The organism is Pedobacter frigidisoli (assembly GCF_032678525.1).
In the GTDB taxonomy this organism is placed as follows: Bacteria; Bacteroidota; Bacteroidia; order Sphingobacteriales; family Sphingobacteriaceae; genus Pedobacter; species Pedobacter frigidisoli_A.
This window is the reverse complement of record NZ_JAVTSE010000001.1, coordinates 966,429-982,917: the sequence shown is the minus strand read 5'-3', so window position 1 is coordinate 982,917 and position 16,489 is coordinate 966,429. Positions and strand designations below refer to the sequence as shown.

Genomic DNA, 16,489 nt, shown 5'->3' with positions numbered 1-16,489 from the left:
AACTTAAAAAGTATATTGAAACTAGTTAGCTGAAAGTGCCTCACTAACCCGCCCTAACAACTGATAGATATCAAAAGGTTTAGCAATGAAATCATCCGCTGTGCATTGGAGCTTCATCTGGTCGATCCGTTCATGCGCACTCATCATAATAATAGGAATATGCCCGGTCGTTTCACCAGCCCGCAGGAATTTACATACCTCAAGGCCGTTTCCGTCCGGAAGCCTGATATCAAGCAAATAAAGATCAGGTTCATTCACAATTTTACGGGCCATAAATGAAGAAACATCTGAAAAGGCATACACCTCATAATTCTCGCCTTCCAGCACCAGGGTAATCACTTCTCTTATATCGGCATCGTCTTCGAGAATACATATTTTTTTTGGCATGCTGATCTTAGTAAATCAATTTGGGTTGAGTGCATAACAACAACCTTAAGATATTGTTTAATTTTTTTAACAGATGATATAAATTTATCATTAAAATGAAGAATCTGCTCATCGCGACCTCAATAATCCCCCATCAATCGGAATATCAGCACCGGTAATGTAAGCTGCAAAATCTGAAGCCAGAAATGCAACCAGCTGACCATATTCTTCAGGTTTTCCAAATCGTTTCATCGGGATTGCATCGGCCCTTTGCCTGTACACTTCTTCAGTTGACAGACCTTTCGAATCAGCCTGATCGCCAATCATTTTCTCTATTCGTTGCGTATCAAAGTTTCCGGTCAAAATATTGTTTACAGTGATATTAAACTGTGCAAGTTCATTCGATAAAGTTTTAGCCCAGGCAGCGGTTGCACTTCTAATGGAATTGGATAATACCAGACTGGCAATAGGTTCCACAATTGAAGTGGAACTGATGTTAATAATCCTCCCGCTCTTTTGACTGACCATATGCGGAACAGCCAGCATAGTGGTTTCTACAACTGTTTTAAACAACAGATCGAATGCATTTTGATAAGATTCAACTTCTGCATCGGCAGCAGTCATTGATTGCGGACCATTGGTATTATTCACCAGAATATCAACCTCGTGTTCCGCAAAGAAATCATGTATAATGATTTTGTAGGCTGCATAATCAGAAAAATCTGCCACCAGATATCCATGCTGCTGCTGTGCATGATTTACAGGAAGCTTAGCAAGGACAATTTTCAGCATTTCTTCATTCCTGGCCATTAAAAAAACACTTGCGCCGCATTCGGCTAGCGAAACAGCGCTGGCAAATCCCAGGCCTTGTGAACTGGCACCAACCAGTGCTGTTTTACCTGTTAAATCTATTTTCATGATAGTTCTGATTTACTTCTTGTTTATTGCAATAACCCTTATAGCTTAACCAGTAACGCCAGCCTTTTTGAATAAATCTACATAGGCATTTATAGCAGTTTGGAGAAATTCCCTGGTTTTCCCCTCTTTCAGCTTCCCATCCTCATCAATAGATTCACCGATTTTTGCCAGGTAAACTTCAGGTTGCTGCATAATCGGCATATCTAAAAACACCAGACTTTGTCTTAAATGGTGATTGGCACCAAAAGCAGCAAGATTACCCGGCGAATTACTGAATATCGCTGCCGGCTTACCGCTCCAGATACTTTTTCCATAAGGACGAGAGCCGACATCAATAGCATTCTTCAATACGCCAGGTACCGATCTGTTATATTCCGGTGTGATGAAAATCACGCCATCAACAGTAGCCATCTTCTCCCTGAAGATCGTATAAGCTTCCGGCACATCGCCATCATCATCAAAATCCTGATTGTAAACAGGCAGATCGGCGATGTTAATTATCTCAAAATCGAAGCCCTCAGGGACCATTTCAACGACCGCTGCTGCGATTTTCTTTGAGAATGAAGCTTTATGCAAACTTCCTGCTATAATTCCAATTTTCTTACTCATATATTCCTTTTTTAATATGCCAATATACATCAATTCAGTGATGCTGAAATATTAAACCAGACAAGATGAACAATGTTTGCGGGCATTTTCCAATTTTTCAGTTAACCGCATCTGTAATTAATAAATTATTCAGCAACAAAAATTCCTTATAATTGTTAATACGGAAACTATGAGCAAAGTATTTACAATTACAGAAGGACTTGAGAATTTAGGAGCACTGCGTACCGGCGGACAAGGCTCTGTATATAAAGGAAAGCGTATTGGTGCAATTTACTCTGCCGTGAAGCTCATCCCTACACCCATTTACACGGAAGACCGCAACGATAAAAATTACCGGAATTTTGAAAATGAAGTATCAAAACTGCTCAAGGTAAATGAGAATCCGAGTCCCAATGTGGTGAAGATGCTGAGTTTCGGCATCACCGAGAGCGGGTCGTTCCCCTTTATCGAAATGGAATATATAGATGGTCCGGATCTTTGCGAACTGCTTCAGGAACCACATGAAAAGATCTTCACCATTCAGGAAACAATTAAGGTAGCCCATCAGCTGGCAGCAGCACTGGCACATTGCCATAACCTGGGTGTAAAACACGGGGACGTAAAGAGTAACAACGTTAAATACAATGTGCACACCGGCAACTATGTACTGCTCGATTTTGGTCTGGCTATACTGAGTGACGAGCAGCGCAGAAGCAGTATCAGGCATGCCGGTGCAGTTGAGTTTATGGCGCCCGAACAAAATGAAGGCAAAATGCTCCTGCAAAGTGACGTGTATAGCTACGGCATTATTTTATATGAATTACTGGGTGGCCAGGTACCCTTTCCACTCCCCGGCAACAGCGATACGGGGCGCAATAGTGTTATGATCGGGCATATGGAAAGTGAAGTACCCAACCTCCTCGATTTACGCAAAAACAACCTGCCAGCCAGCTGGAGCGAGGAACAGAAAAACCGGGAAATGCAAGTACCGGAGTGGTTGCTCACCCTGATCAGCAAATGCCTCCAGAAAGATCCGTTGATTAGATATGCAGACGGAATGGAGTTGCATGAGGCGGTGTTAAACGGAGGATTATCAGTACCGCCAGCTCCGGCAGCCACTGCAACTCCGGTAATTAACCCCGACCTGGAATTTCTTCGGACAGAAAACGAATCCCTTCGCCAGCAAATTGAAACGTTAGAGAAGACCGTTGCGCCCGAAGAAAGTGGTATACACCTATCGCATTTCGCATTTGCCTGCTTAATTATCGTGATTGTTGGCTTGATGGCTATTGTTGGCTATTCGCAATTCGGCAAAAAAGAAGAAATGCAGCAGGTGGAAAGTCCTGTAGATTCAATTCCGGAGGTTACCCCGGATACCTCTGATGCAGAGCGAATAAGACTGGCTAACGAACGCAGAGCAGCAGCGGCCGCAGCAACCAAACGCGTGGTAGATAGCGCCATTAAGGCCGAAATTAAAAAAGCGCAGCAGAAAGCTGCAGATAGTACAGAGGAAGTAAAACCAGACACATCGCTTAAACAATTACAGTTTTAGTGAAAATAATACAAGGCCGTTTTTGGCTTTTTAGGCATCGTAATTTATGGACACAAAATCAAATTTCTGGCAGCGCATTGGACTTCAGGATTGGTTTCTGACCGATGAAACCAAGCGCAAGATAGAAAAGCTACCCCAACTTACACCAGATACAATTTATAGCTTTATTGTCGATAAATTCCGCGACTCGATTAATGAAATGTCATTTGGCGACCGCGTAGTCTTTTATCACGAATTCATTATTACTTTTAATGCAGAAGATTACCAGGCCTTTACCGACAATAAACAAGGCCTTTTTGGTTTAATCGTACAGGAGTCGGTTAAAAAATTCTACGATATTCTGAAAGAACATCGTCAGGCAGGTAAAACGGTAGAGCCCTCAGGATCGAAATGGGTCTTCCGTCTGGTTTCCCATCCTGATTATGCCCGTGGCGACAAGGGCTTCATCGGAAAACTCCTTCCCGGAAACAACCATAAAGCCGAGAATCTTCGCGTCACTTTTATTCCCCGCCAAACCGGTATAGCCCAAACCTTCGATGTGAATAATGACATTTTAAAAGGCTTTACCTATTATAGCGATGGTTATATGGAAATTCCCTATGAGGCACAGCTGGAATATACAGAGGGAGCACCTAGTCCTGCAGAACAGCCTGTTATTGCCCGCCTGGAAACCATTATTCCTGACAAGCAATATTCAGGCAAGAAAATAGAGTTTCTGATAAAAACAACAGACACCATTGTTTCCGGGAATGAAGATGACCGGGATGACCCCAATATATTCAAAATTGATACTGAATGGGCCAATTCCCCACACCTGCATATCCGCTACAATAAAGCCGACGGCAATTTCTATCTGGCTTCTTTTGGCGAAGTCACTACGTTAAATGAGGTGCTGGTGCCACAAAGTGAAATCAATGCACCTCAATGGGTGCCATTGCCGCTCAATTCACGGATGCTGCTAAACGGCATTATTGGCCTAAACCTGTTTAAATCCTGAGTATATGTCGCAGTTATTATCGATAATTTTATTAACCCTCGTCACCGCGCTTCTGGTTGTACATTTCAAAGACATTAAAAATACCCGAAACTAATATGAATAAGTACTTTTTCGGAATTACAGATACTGGCAAAAGCAGAGACAACAATGAAGATAGCTTTGTTGCATCATCGCTTACTGATGATCAGCTGATTTTAGCTTCGGTGATTGATGGCGTTGGCGGCTATCATGGTGGCGAAGTGGCGGCTGCCATTGCTAAAGAAGAAATTTTAAAACAATTCAACGATCGTCCGGCAGATCCCATTGCAAAAATGATCAGCGCCTTCGCCAAAGCGAATGAGGTTATTGCTGCCCGTAAACAAGCAGAGAAAGAACTTTCGGAAATGGCTTGCGTAGCTACACTTGTGCTGGCAGATATTGAACATAATCAGTTTTACTACGCCCATGTTGGCGATACCAGATTGTATTTGCTGCGTGATGGTTCTTTAGTCAAGATCTCTAAAGACCATTCTTTTGTTGGTTTCCTGGAAGACTCCGGAAGACTGGATGAAACCGCAGCCATGGCGCATCCAAAACGTAACGAGATCAACAAGGCGATAGGTTTTAGTGACCAGATGACCAGCGATGAAAGTTACATCGAGACGGGGCAATCGCCTTTTCTTCCTGGCGATTTGTTATTGCTCTGCAGTGATGGACTTACCGATATGGTAAATAAACAGGACATCACTTCTCTGCTGCTTCAGGGAGATGACCTCGCTAAGAAGGCGGAAAACCTGGTAGCGATGGCCAATGAAAACGGAGGACGAGACAACATCACCGTGGTATTGGTGCAGAACAATAAAAAGCTTCAGCAAGCCGAGCCAACCAAACCACGCCCTGTGCAACAAAGCGCGGCAAATGCAGATTCAACTAAAACTGATTCTAACATTCAGCATGGGCACATTCCTTCAACCGCTTCAACACAACCAAAAAGAAATCACTGGTTCACTGTATTGATCCTTCTGTGCCTGGTTTTGCTCGGCACTACGATATTTTTGTTTTTGCTAACACAGCGCACAGCCGAACCGGCACCGGCAGTGGTTCAGCTACCAGAAAAAATCGTTAAAAACAGTCAGGAAAAATTATTGCAGGATGCATTTGATAATGCCGTAGGCGATACAGTCGTACTTTCCGACTCGATTTTCAAAAGTCCCGTATTGATTACTGATACTTTACGAATCCGCAAGGATACCTTATATGTTCTTGCCCGGGGCCTCGTATTGCAGGCGGACACCAGCTATAAGGGTGCAGCACTATCCATGCTTAGCCAGGCAAAGTTATTGGGTCTGGATAGCCTGCAGTTTAATGGCTTTGCTACTGCCGTTTCCATTTCGAACCAGGCATTGTTACTAAAAAATGTGCGCTTCACAGATTGCCTGTTACACGTAAAAAACAGCCTTAACTTTCCTGATCAGCAAATGGTAAGTGCCGGGTTCCCGAATATACTTTTATCAAACAGTGTATCCCCAAAAACCACAAACCCCAACAATGGAGCAAAATAAAGGGACTATTGCCGTGAGCCGTTCCCGGGAAAGAATATTTATCCTGGCCATAGGACTGGTACTTGCTTTGTTTTTTTATCAGCTTTACAGCGTTATTCAGACCAGGTTTGCAGAGGTGGCTCCACGTTTGAAAGCGGGCACCATGGTAAACCTGAATGCAGCAAACCCGGCCGCAAACATCAAAAGTTTGCTAAAAAAAGGGTATTATTTCGAAGACCCCAGGGATGTGGATCTGATTGAAAAAACAATCGCCAGTGCGACAGAAAGTAAGCAGGATCTTGATAACATTGGTGAGATAAATAAGCGCCGCTACTTTCTGCTGGCCGATGAAGCGTTCAGAAACGGCGGTCAGTCATTCAAGGCAAGGGTGCTGGCATCCCGGGCATTGCTCGGTTATACAGGTGATGATTCGCTAACCTTTGCCCGGGAACAACGAAACCCAGCACAGTATGCTGCGACAGTAAATGTGGGACTGGGAGCACATCGCATCAATGGAAAAATTAGAGAAAATGATCAGGCGGTTCAAGGCGTATTGGTTCGTCTGGAAATGGTGTTGCCACAAGACAGTATCTATAACGATGAACCCACTGAGGCGGTTGAAAACGTGGTGGAAAAAGCAAACGGCATTACTAAAGTTTTTACACCAGATAGTGCCGGCAAACGAAAACTGCAGCAACTAACGGCCTATGCCCGAACAAATGCCGATGGGGAATTCCATTTTGATGCGCTACCCGATAAAGCCTTTAAAATACTTCCATTAAAACCTGGCTTTCAGTATGGCGCCTCCAAAGGTGTGGAAAGCCTTACTGATGATGCTGATTTCTCTTTTGAGCAACGCCCGCATACCATAAAGCTTTTTTCTACCAGAGATTTCAATATCCTCAAAAAGGAAAAATCATTAATTATCCGAACGCCCGAAGAATTCAACAAATGGTTCTTCATCATCTGCGCCAGTCTGATTGGTGGATTTTTTCTCATTCACCTGGTTTTATCCTGGAAATTCAGCACCACCGACGAGGTCATATTACCGGCGGTCATGTTGCTCACCGGTATTTCTTTCCTCACCCTGCTAAGTTTGCAGGATCCCCTGCGCGATCGTTTTTTAGCCAAAGATTCACTTTTATATCTGCTCATGGGCTTTGGCAGTATCCTGCTCATGTTATGCGTCAAGTTGCGCCCGTTCAACACCGATACTGTAATTTACAGGCTGCTGTTTTTTAAAAATATTCGTTCTGCCGCCAACGGATGGCCCTGGGCTTTGGCTGCCATAGGATTATTGGCGCTTACTATTTTATTTGGAACCGGACCCGAGGGTAGTGGTGTAAAGGTTAACCTTTTTGGCTTCCAGCCAAGCGAGGTAGTTAAATACCTCATCATTTTCTTCCTGGCGGGATTCTTCGCCGTAAACGAAAAACTGATCAGTGAATACACCAGCTGGGACAAAAGGTGGTCATTCTTCTCCTTCGCGCTCCTGGCTATACTGCTCACCCTGATGTTCTTTCTGGTGCTCGGCGATCTGGGTCCGGCGATGGTGGTTTGTTTCACTTTTATTGTTTTATTCTCCTTCTCGCGAGGCGATTTTATGTTTATGGCCGGAGCGGTGGTGCTATACGTGCTGGCATCATGGATCTTTGATAACGTCTGGATCGCTACGGGAATAACCCTGGTTTTGGTTGGCATGTTGATGTTCTTCCAGCGCAGGCAGCTCAGCGAATCTGCCATCATGGTACTGGTCATTATGTCGGCCTTCTTAACCATCGACCAGATTCCATATCTCGATCGTGTGTTCCCCGGACCAGTACAACGCCTGGGCGACAGGAAAGCCATCTGGAATGATGCCTGGAACAACGAAGTTTATGGCGGCGACCAGGTAGCCAATGGTTTATGGGCCATGTCTACCGGCGGTGCAACAGGTCAGGGAATCGGAGAAGGCTTCGCGAAAACCATTCCGGAAGCCCATACTGATATGATTTTACCCTCCATAGGCGAAGAATTCGGACTCACCGGAATGTTGTGTATCTTTTTGCTTTTTCTGATATACCTGCACCGGTCGATCATCATTGGTCGCCGAACCGGATCTCCCTTTTTGTTTTATCTGAGTGCAGGAATCGGCGCTTCCACCTTTGTACAATTTTTATTGATTGCGGGTGGCTCAACCGGTGCACTACCTTTATCAGGGGTATCATTACCCTTTCAAAGTTATGGCGGGTCGTCGCTGGTACTCAACTTTCTGGCTGCCGGATTTTTAATGTCGGTTTCAAGGGTTAGAGGTACCGCACTACAAATGGAATACATAGCCAAACAACAGGATAGAAATCTTGTACCCGCATTAATAGCAGCCTGCCTGGGCATTATTTTATTGGGCATCAATGTAGCAGGCTATGTGCTTAACAACAAAAAGTGGGTAGTGCAGCCCGCACTGGTTGCCGATCGTAGCGGTGCGAGGATGTTCAGTTACAACCCAAGGATTGCCATACTGATGAACAGGTTGAAGGCTGGCAGCATTCACGACCGCAATGGCGTACTGCTGGCAACAAGCAATGCCGACAGTGTGAAAGCCCAGCATTTTAAACTTATCGGCGCAGGCATTCCCCACTACAACCTCGACTCTGCGGTTCATCAGCGTTTAGACCGTTTCTACCCCTTCGAAGAACAGTTATTCTTCTGGACAGGCGACGCGAATTCGGGGGTATTTAACGGAAGTATCAACGGATATTTCGCCGATTATGAACACGCAGCTGAACTTCGTGGTTTTCAACTGCCTGCTAAACGCTTTGAGGTACTTGCAAAACGATACACCGAGAACCGTTTTCTTGCCCGAGGTGTAAAAGAAATGACGGTAGTGAAAAAAGATTATGCAGCACTGTCGCCATTATTGCTTGCCGGGATCAGCAGCCAGGAAGTAGAAGCCTTTAGAAACAAAAACCGCGACATACAGCTTACGATAGATGCTGGATTACAAACAAAAATACAAAAGTCTATTGCCCGGGATACCTCACTAATGGATAACCGGGTTTCGGTAGTGATTATGGAAGCCAGCACCGGCGATGTACTCACTTCAGCAGTTTACCCCCTACCCCCTATCCATGATTGGGAAAGGTTAACCATGACCAATGCCGAGCAGAACCAGCTTGCCGGCTGGCTGACGACATCCGACCTGGGTTTTACCACCTTTACACAGCCTGGCTCAACAGCCAAACTCATCACCGCCATGGCATCGTTCAACAAGCTGGGTATGGCTGCTCCTGATAAAAAATATCAGGTGGAAGCCAGAGAACGTATCCGTACCAAAGGCATTGAACCTGATGAAACAGGCTGGATTAACCTCGAACGTGCCGTGGTAAAATCCAACAATGTGTATTTCATCAAACTGGCCAATCAGGAACAACTACAGGAAAACATGGGCGACCTGTACCTGAAAACAGGAATGTTTCTGCATGGAGCAGGAGGATATTATTACAATAAACCTGGTGAAAATGCCGTTCAGGAAGAAAAGTGGAAACAACTGTGGCGTAAAACAGAATTCAATACCAAACCAAAGTATGATCCTGCTAACATCCGTAGGACACGGGCTAAAGGAATATCAGGTATGTCATGGGGCCAGGGAGCGCTGATTGCCACACCGGCAGCAGTGGCACGGATGGCGGCCGGGATTGCCAACAACGGAGATATGATTGCCAGCAGGTTTGTGCTGAAGGTAAACGATCAGTCCCAGCCGCAAAAATATGGTACGAAATTAGTGAATGATCCAAGATATGCACAGCTATTAAAAGGCTACATGATTAAACAAAGTGAATATAAATCAGGTATCCTGGGCGTTAAGGTTGCAGGAAAAACAGGTACCCCTGAGCGGATATGGAAGAAAGCCCAGATTAATGATGGCTGGTATGTATTTTTCGCTCCCACCGCAAACGGCAAGGATAATGTTGTAGTCTGCGTACGTATAGAAGCCACGAAAGGCTCTTCAGATGCGGTAAAACTGGCGGGTAAACACGTAATACCATTCCTTAAAGAAGGTGGCTATATCAAAAACATCACACCATCTGACGAAGATTTAACTGCTACAGAAGCCCCTTAACCCTATTAACTCAAATGAAAATGATATTCGACCTATTTAAAATTAAAGGCGACAGCCAACCGGATGATGTTAAAGGAATCAGACATGAGTTACTTCAGTTTGTGAAACAGGAGCTACAGAAAGCCGAGGGTGGCGAGGGTGCAAACATTAAAGGACTCGCGCTTTATATCAACTGTTCATCGGCAGAGCGCCAGGTTTACGAAGCCGCTGTATATGCCGATGAACCTAAGCAGCTTAAAAATGAAATACAACGCATAAGCGATGACTACTCCCTGGATTTACCTGGGAATTGGTTGCTTACCATTCATTTCAATGAAACCATTCCCGATGAAGCCATAAGGATGTCGCAATTGCCGGTAGCACTTTTTGTGAAAACCAAAACCCATTTTGTTAAACTGCAGGCAACTGCCTACATCAAAGCACTTAGTGGCAAAACCTCCCGTCCAGGATATCTGATTAGTTCAGAGGGAGGTAAATATAATATCGGAAGAGATGAAAAAGCGCAGTCTGACGAAGGTTATTTCCGCACCAACCATATCGCATTTCCATCAGAAAGTGATGATGAACGGAATAAATACATCAGCCGCCAGCATGCCCACATTGAATGGAATAAGAATCTCGCTAAATTTGTAATCTATGCAGATGAGGGAGGAATACCACCACGAAATAAAGTAAAGCTCCGTTCAGCACTCACTGAGAAGATAGTGAAACTCCACGCCACACAAATAGGTCAGGAGCTTGAAGAAGGCGATCAGATCATCCTGGGGGAATCAGTTGTGCTGGAGTTTAGTTACGAAGTGCCAGATGCTACTCCCGAATCTTAATCCGAACTGGGCCTTTGATATGATCAACTTCGACAGGTATTCCCTTTTGTGTGATCACCACTTTACCCTGGCGATGCAATTCGATAGCCGTATCAAGAACAGCTTTCATTTGCTTACGCCAATCGTTGGGAAATAACATGCGGGCAATTTCCGACGGACAAGTACTTTTCTCAGGACCACGTTTTGCGGCAGTAGATAAGATTGTTGAGGAGATATCCATTTCTAGTTAGTAGGTGGGTGCTTTAATAATGATGTTGATGAAATCTCACCGTAATATTCAAACTTATCAGTATTTTAATTGTTTTACATTTTTTATGTATATTTGATTATGAGTAATACCAAAGATTTCGATCATATTATACACTCGGATAGTTCTGGAAAGCTTTACATCAAAAGTAATGATTTTTTCAGCCAGCCTAAAGTTAAACAGATGGTAAGTTCGATGATGGAATCAAACATCTTCAAAAAAATTACCAAGGAAAAAAATCTGAAGTAGTATGCCATTTAATCTCCTGCTTTTCCCCCTGGTAGGCGGTTATTACATTCTAATTCGTTTCGAACTCCTGCGCTATATTCAATATAGGCTTGAAAGTCAGCGCATTCTTTTAAATTCAGCTTTTGCAGGAATAATATTATTAGCTTGCTGTTTCGTACTGAGGGGTTTAGTCAACATCATATTACCTTCTGTGATCCAATACCTTGGAGAACATATGCCCATAAAGTCTCAATATTTCGGTACCACAAGTTTTTCATTAGTTGCAGCCGTTTTATTCACAGAGATCGCAAATCTTTTCGTCAACAGGAAAAATGCAATTAAACAATCCTTAAAAAAAGCTGGAAATGAACTCGAACTATTAATGAGTTCATCATTTTTTGATGCACATTTACTACAATTTACCATGGATAGTGGTAAGGTATACATTGGCTGGGTAAAAGAAATTCCTAAGCCATTTACCACCAATTATATTAGAATCACACCGGCCTTAAGTGGTTATCGAAATGAAAAAAAGGAATTGGTATTTACTACACAATACCTGAGCGTATATGCCTCCTATATCACAGATGGCTCTGTGTCAGATCAAAGCGAACTGATGACAGACCTTGTGCTCAAGGTCGACAAAATTAATACAGCATCTTTTTTTGATATGGAGATGTACAAGCGATTTAATCCTGAAGAAGAGGAAAACCCAACAGCGCATTAAATTTCATGATATCAAGCAATTTTATCTTGCCATTAATATCATATTTTACATCCCTAACTTCAAAAAATTCAGTAATACTGCCGTTGGAATAGCCAGACAGCTGGTTCTGCTATACCTGGCGATGGTTATACCCAGCAGATGTCCTTTACGGTCAAATAGCGGCCCTCCACATTCTTCAGGTTTAATCGCAATATCGTGAATAAATACCTTCTCAAAACCATCACGACGGACTGATTTGCCTCCTGCAAACTGCTCTGCCGGATGTTTGGATTGCGCTGATAAACGAGAAGCCAACAGGATTGGTTTGATGTAACTACCAGAATCATTTTTCCATTTAAGAACAACCTCATCACCGGGCCAGAAACTCATGAGAGCTGGTGCAAATTCATCCGCTTTCGTAATCGTCTTGCCATTAATACTCAGGAGTTCATCTCCGATTTTCAAACCTGCCTCACCCGCCGGACTATCTGGCTTGATCAGCGAAAACTGTGCAGGCTCGGAGTTGTACATTACCATTGCCCCAAGATAAGGCTGACTGCTTACCTTTGGCATACTTAAAAGGTTGCTGCTCACAATACCATCGCCCATTATTGCATAAATTAATTGACCAGGCCTTACCGCAGATGAATCGTCCATCAGACTTCCCACATCAATTCCACCAGGTATTGGATGCTGAACTTCAATCAGCACAAGATCATTTGCCTTATCCCTCGACAAAACTTTCAACTGGTTTTCCGGATAGCCTGTAAGTTTAGGATTTTCACCAAGCATGGAATTTTTGCTGATCAAAAACTGCCTCTTCGCCCCGCTAGCGCTGCTGGTAAATAAAGTAGCCTGAATATGCTGAGTTTGGTCGTTCAGCAAGCTGTTTAGTAAAAAAAACTGTTCTTTCAGTTTAGGTGCAGCGGCGGGCTGCCTCAACAAACCTTTGTTTAATGGTACCAAAGAACGGGAATTGCCGGTGATGGCATCCTCCTTTTCGGGAAAGGATGTATAAGTACGTGCTTCCGCTAATGCAGTCCAGTATTTGCGGTAAAGGTCTACCGGAATTTCAAAATTCTGATCTTCAGCAACATCTATTGCGCTATGGAGCCCAATCACCCGGCCAGATGCGTCAAACAGCGGGCCTCCGGAATCTCCGGGCTCCATCTTACAGGTCGACCTGATAAAACCGTATTGATTTTTTACTTCGGCCACTTTCCCAATCCTGATGGTCGGCAGGTTCTGGTTCAGACTTTCAGGGTAAGCAATACTAAGGCAAGGCTCATTCGGAACAAGCTTCCCCGAATACCCCATTTCTGCAAAGGGCCAAACACCTTTATCAGTTATTTTCATCAGCCCTACGTCGGGCATACCCGGCGTGGCCGGGTTATCAATCCTTCCTAACGCTAAAGCAATACATTCCCGACCGTCAGGAAAGAAAACTTTATAATTTGTTCCCGGAATGGTGGTATGTGCCGCAGTTAATATGTAGCCGTCAGCAGTGACCACTACCCCACTGAACTGGGCGCTCGTCCGCTGATTTTGGTGAAGGTCGAAACCCCACATCCTTACAGAGGCAGGATAAGCTTTTCCGATGGCCAGGTTAATGGCATCTTCGAAACGCTTAATCTTTTTTTGTTGTGCATCAGCACTGATATGGATCAGTAAGAAAACCATGCAGGCACAAAAGTTTTTATAATTGTTTTTCATTCGTTTGGGTAATAAATAACCCGGTACACCTTGAACAGGTAATACCGGGTATACAGGTAAATGGAGGGCATTAATCGTAAATCTTTAATTCGTTAGACGTGGCTGGTTAAAGATCTCAGCAAGTTTTTTATTAAGCGGTTCGCCTCTTAAGCCGTTACCGATAATCTTACCCTGAGCATCAAGCAGAAAGCTGGCAGGAACAGCACGTACACCATAAAGGCGGCCAACCTCATTATTCCAGCCTTTCAAATCTGACACATGTGTCCATGCCAGCCCGTCTTTTTCGATAGCTTCCAGCCAACGCTCTTTTACATTATCCAGTGAAACAGAAATGATTTCAAAGCCTTTGTCTTTATAAGTTTGATATTGCTTTACCAGGTTGGGGTTCTCAGCCCTGCATGGGCTGCACCAGCTGGCCCAGAATTCTACCAGCACTACTTTCCCTTTATAATCAGCTAAAGACACCGGTTTTCCTACTGCATTGTTTTGCGTAAATAATGGTGCTTGTTTACCTAAAGCGGTGGTGGTATTCGCTTCAATCCGCTGAGCAAGCTCTTTACCTGTATCGGTTTCTCTGAGTGCTTTTGGCAATGCATTAAAAAGTGGAGTTACTCTTGCTACATCAACTTTACTTCCGGCAGCCTCAGAAAGCGCTACGAGAGCAAAATAGGAATTTGGATGGTTCTTCGCGAAAAGAAACTGCTTCTCATTACGGTCCTGAATGTTCTTACGGAAACGTTGATCTACTGCCTTTGTATAAGCGGTATCTTTCTTTTGTGCTTCCGTTCCCCTGTTGAAATCAATATTCACCGCCTTGGTTAAAGCCATAATCGTTCCGCCAATTTCCTTATTATAAGCTTCCGATTCATCGTATACCTTCGAACCCTTGAAAACCGCATTTTGTAAGGAATCTTTGGAAATAATTGAAACTTGCTCTTTGCCGAAGTAAAAGTAAATTACATCACCAGTATACACTGCCTTTCCTTTACCCCCACCTGTATGGTCGAGTGCCATACGGGCATAGGCATTGCCTGAAACATAACCCGAGAACTTAAAACTGCCAGTAACCAGTGCTACAGAATCTTCATGTCCTACCCCATTGTCCATGTAATCAATATAGACCATAGCAGGCTTATCGAGTGTTCCGATTTTGCCGTTTAAACTGAAATTGGGCGCCTGTGCAAATGCACAAAAGGGCAGCAATATTGCCAATAAAATGATGTTGTAAGTTTTCATATGAATGTGTTATATCTTGTATTTTAATTTGGTGCTCATTGGTTGTTTTAAATTATTTTCTGATTATGATATCTACCGGGGATCCGGGAATGCCATTAATGGTCTGAGTAACGACGCCGTTTTTCCCTACGCTTACATCAAGTGTATACACTGATCCGGCGGTTCCAACTGTAAGGGTGTTGTCATCTGCACTGATTTTGAGCATAGAGACTTTTTTACCTCCAAAATCCGCATTGAGCGCCCGAAGATCTTCATTCAGTGGGTTATACCTATAAATCTTATCGTTCGAAGTGAAGTAAAATACATTAAGGCTGTTGCGCTGCCATTTCGTGTCGGCATTAATAAGTGATGCTCCTTTAAATAAGCGCTTGCTTTCGGCCTTTATTTTCCTGTTTACCGAGTCGAAAGTATAGGTAAAGCTTAATTCATAGATGTTTCCATCAGGAGATTTGAAATAGGCGTAATATGTACCCGCCTGGCCGGTCTGCATGAACAGCAAATCATCCATACCAACATTTTTGGGGTCAAATGCTTTTCCATCAGCATCTACCAGATAATCCATGCCCAGATAACTTCCGTCTCCTGCAAATGTGACAAAGCCTTTTGATTTGATATCGAAGGCAAAATAAAAGCCCGATGTACGCGTAAAGTATTTCGACAAAGTATAATCGCCCGCCTGATCATTGGCAAACTTCCCATAATCCGGTGCAAATGGGGCGGTCGACAAAACACCTACATATAAACGCCCATTGATTACACCAGTTGGTACTGTACCCATATAAGCTTCCAGCCGGCCCGTCGTAATCGTGGATGGAGGCGTAAAAAACTGGTCGTTGAAATACGACTTGCGCAATAAAGTGCTGGCCTCTAAAATCGGGCTCTTTTTATTCGGATCATTGCATAGCACCCAATACTGCTGATTCGTTATCGGCTGATAAGGCAGCGGATCATTAAAATACAGCTGAACCGGATGAGTTGGTAACTCATCACCATGAAACGATTTGTAAATATCGGCAATAACGGTTGTATTGTCGGGCTTTACAAATGAAAGTTTAGCGACACCATTATCATCACTTAACACCAACTTACCTAAACTAAACTGTGTGGTGCCCAATATCTTAAAGGGAATAACATATTTTAGCCCATTGCGTTTGTCGGTAATCGTCAATTTCGCATTTCGCAGTCCGGGAGCCAGATTGTATACAGTTTTAAGTGGGTATCCGGTATAAACAGCACTTCTCAGTTCCTCATTTACTTCTATGCTCCACTGATATTCAAGATCTGTCTGCGGGTTGGCATCAGCCAGGCTAATACCTGGTTTCAGGATCAGCGAATCGCCTAAAAGTGCGGCGAAAGTCGAATCCTTAAAAGCAGTCAGGGTAGGCTCTGAAGGCGGGTGATAATCGTAATTACCTAAATCCTTTTTGCAGGCCGTATATAAACCAACCATTATGGCCAGTACTAATATCAATTTAAATTTCATTTTTAGGTTGCC

At 43.7% G+C, this 16,489-nt stretch carries 13 protein-coding genes; 6 read left to right on the top strand and 7 right to left on the bottom strand.

Annotated features, from left to right (window positions below; all coding sequences use genetic code 11):
* Positions 1-21: 21 nt before the first annotated feature.
* The 3 genes from R2Q80_RS04120 to R2Q80_RS04110 all read right to left on the bottom strand — a co-directional run bounded on the left by R2Q80_RS04120 (position 22) and on the right by R2Q80_RS04110 (position 1,893).
* Positions 22-387 carry a response regulator transcription factor gene (locus R2Q80_RS04120; RefSeq protein WP_316798369.1) on the bottom strand — a complete coding sequence of 122 codons (366 nt, stop codon included), beginning with the start codon at positions 385-387 and terminating at the stop codon, positions 22-24.
* A gap of 108 nt (positions 388-495) precedes the next feature.
* Complete coding sequence (locus tag R2Q80_RS04115; protein ID WP_316798368.1) at positions 496-1,284, bottom strand: SDR family oxidoreductase; 789 nt, start codon at positions 1,282-1,284, stop codon at positions 496-498.
* A gap of 45 nt (positions 1,285-1,329) precedes the next feature.
* Complete coding sequence (locus R2Q80_RS04110) at positions 1,330-1,893, bottom strand: NAD(P)H-dependent oxidoreductase (RefSeq protein ID WP_316798367.1); 564 nt, start codon at positions 1,891-1,893, stop codon at positions 1,330-1,332.
* Between the two features lie 169 nt (positions 1,894-2,062).
* Between R2Q80_RS04110 and R2Q80_RS04105 the strand changes: the two genes are divergently transcribed.
* From R2Q80_RS04105 to R2Q80_RS04085, 5 genes are all read left to right on the top strand, one after another.
* Positions 2,063-3,424: a serine/threonine-protein kinase gene (locus R2Q80_RS04105; RefSeq protein WP_316798366.1), complete on the top strand. Its 1,362-nt coding sequence runs from the start codon at positions 2,063-2,065 to the stop codon at positions 3,422-3,424.
* A 46-nt stretch (positions 3,425-3,470) separates the two neighbouring features.
* On the top strand, positions 3,471-4,421 hold the full coding sequence (locus R2Q80_RS04100) for a hypothetical protein (protein WP_316798365.1): 951 nt from the start codon (positions 3,471-3,473) through the stop codon (positions 4,419-4,421).
* 95 nt (positions 4,422-4,516) lie between these two features.
* The gene (locus tag R2Q80_RS04095; protein ID WP_316798364.1) at positions 4,517-5,962 is read left to right on the top strand and encodes a PP2C family protein-serine/threonine phosphatase; all 1,446 of its coding nucleotides are present in this window, start codon (positions 4,517-4,519) and stop codon (positions 5,960-5,962) included.
* Positions 5,949-10,040, top strand: a complete 4,092-nt coding sequence (locus R2Q80_RS04090; protein ID WP_316798363.1) for an FtsW/RodA/SpoVE family cell cycle protein — start codon at positions 5,949-5,951, stop codon at positions 10,038-10,040. The genes R2Q80_RS04095 and R2Q80_RS04090 overlap by 14 nt, the downstream gene beginning before the upstream one ends.
* A gap of 20 nt (positions 10,041-10,060) precedes the next feature.
* Positions 10,061-10,864: an FHA domain-containing protein gene (locus tag R2Q80_RS04085; protein WP_316798362.1), complete on the top strand. Its 804-nt coding sequence runs from the start codon at positions 10,061-10,063 to the stop codon at positions 10,862-10,864.
* Here R2Q80_RS04085 and R2Q80_RS04080 read toward each other — a convergent pair.
* Positions 10,848-11,084 carry a DUF3253 domain-containing protein gene (locus R2Q80_RS04080; protein WP_316798361.1) on the bottom strand — a complete coding sequence of 79 codons (237 nt, stop codon included), beginning with the start codon at positions 11,082-11,084 and terminating at the stop codon, positions 10,848-10,850. The genes R2Q80_RS04085 and R2Q80_RS04080 overlap by 17 nt on opposite strands.
* Before the next feature lie 277 nt (positions 11,085-11,361).
* Between R2Q80_RS04080 and R2Q80_RS04075 the strand changes: the two genes are divergently transcribed.
* Positions 11,362-12,066, top strand: coding sequence for a hypothetical protein (locus R2Q80_RS04075; RefSeq protein WP_316798360.1), 705 nt, complete (start codon positions 11,362-11,364; stop codon positions 12,064-12,066).
* A 45-nt stretch (positions 12,067-12,111) separates the two neighbouring features.
* On the opposite strand, the gene R2Q80_RS04070 is transcribed toward R2Q80_RS04075, so the two are convergent.
* The 3 genes from R2Q80_RS04070 to R2Q80_RS04060 form a co-directional block, all read right to left on the bottom strand.
* Positions 12,112-13,758 (bottom strand): trypsin-like peptidase domain-containing protein, encoded by a 1,647-nt coding sequence (locus R2Q80_RS04070; RefSeq protein ID WP_316798359.1) that lies wholly within the window; start codon positions 13,756-13,758, stop codon positions 12,112-12,114.
* A gap of 84 nt (positions 13,759-13,842) precedes the next feature.
* Positions 13,843-14,994: a TlpA disulfide reductase family protein gene (locus R2Q80_RS04065; RefSeq protein WP_316798358.1), complete on the bottom strand. Its 1,152-nt coding sequence runs from the start codon at positions 14,992-14,994 to the stop codon at positions 13,843-13,845.
* Positions 14,995-15,046: 52 nt separating this feature from the next.
* Complete coding sequence (locus R2Q80_RS04060; protein WP_316798357.1) at positions 15,047-16,477, bottom strand: PKD-like family lipoprotein; 1,431 nt, start codon at positions 16,475-16,477, stop codon at positions 15,047-15,049.
* Positions 16,478-16,489: the final 12 nt, after the last annotated feature.

Bases quoted from the DNA above. Each gene is read 5' to 3' on its own strand.
- R2Q80_RS04085 (WP_316798362.1), top strand. From the start codon at position 10,061: ATGATATTCGACCTATTTAAAATTAAAGGCGACAGCCAACCGGATGAT.
- R2Q80_RS04100 (WP_316798365.1), top strand. From the start codon at position 3,471: ATGGACACAAAATCAAATTTCTGGCAGCGCATTGGACTTCAGGATTGG.
- R2Q80_RS04075 (WP_316798360.1), top strand. From the start codon at position 11,362: ATGCCATTTAATCTCCTGCTTTTCCCCCTGGTAGGCGGTTATTACATT.
- R2Q80_RS04105 (WP_316798366.1), top strand. From the start codon at position 2,063: ATGAGCAAAGTATTTACAATTACAGAAGGACTTGAGAATTTAGGAGCA.
- R2Q80_RS04090 (WP_316798363.1), top strand. From the start codon at position 5,949: ATGGAGCAAAATAAAGGGACTATTGCCGTGAGCCGTTCCCGGGAAAGA.
- R2Q80_RS04115 (WP_316798368.1), bottom strand. From the start codon at position 1,284: ATGAAAATAGATTTAACAGGTAAAACAGCACTGGTTGGTGCCAGTTCA.
- R2Q80_RS04120 (WP_316798369.1), bottom strand. From the start codon at position 387: ATGCCAAAAAAAATATGTATTCTCGAAGACGATGCCGATATAAGAGAA.
- R2Q80_RS04065 (WP_316798358.1), bottom strand. From the start codon at position 14,994: ATGAAAACTTACAACATCATTTTATTGGCAATATTGCTGCCCTTTTGT.
- R2Q80_RS04070 (WP_316798359.1), bottom strand. From the start codon at position 13,758: ATGAAAAACAATTATAAAAACTTTTGTGCCTGCATGGTTTTCTTACTG.
- R2Q80_RS04110 (WP_316798367.1), bottom strand. From the start codon at position 1,893: ATGAGTAAGAAAATTGGAATTATAGCAGGAAGTTTGCATAAAGCTTCA.
- R2Q80_RS04080 (WP_316798361.1), bottom strand. From the start codon at position 11,084: ATGGATATCTCCTCAACAATCTTATCTACTGCCGCAAAACGTGGTCCT.
- R2Q80_RS04095 (WP_316798364.1), top strand. From the start codon at position 4,517: ATGAATAAGTACTTTTTCGGAATTACAGATACTGGCAAAAGCAGAGAC.
- R2Q80_RS04060 (WP_316798357.1), bottom strand. From the start codon at position 16,477: ATGAAATTTAAATTGATATTAGTACTGGCCATAATGGTTGGTTTATAT.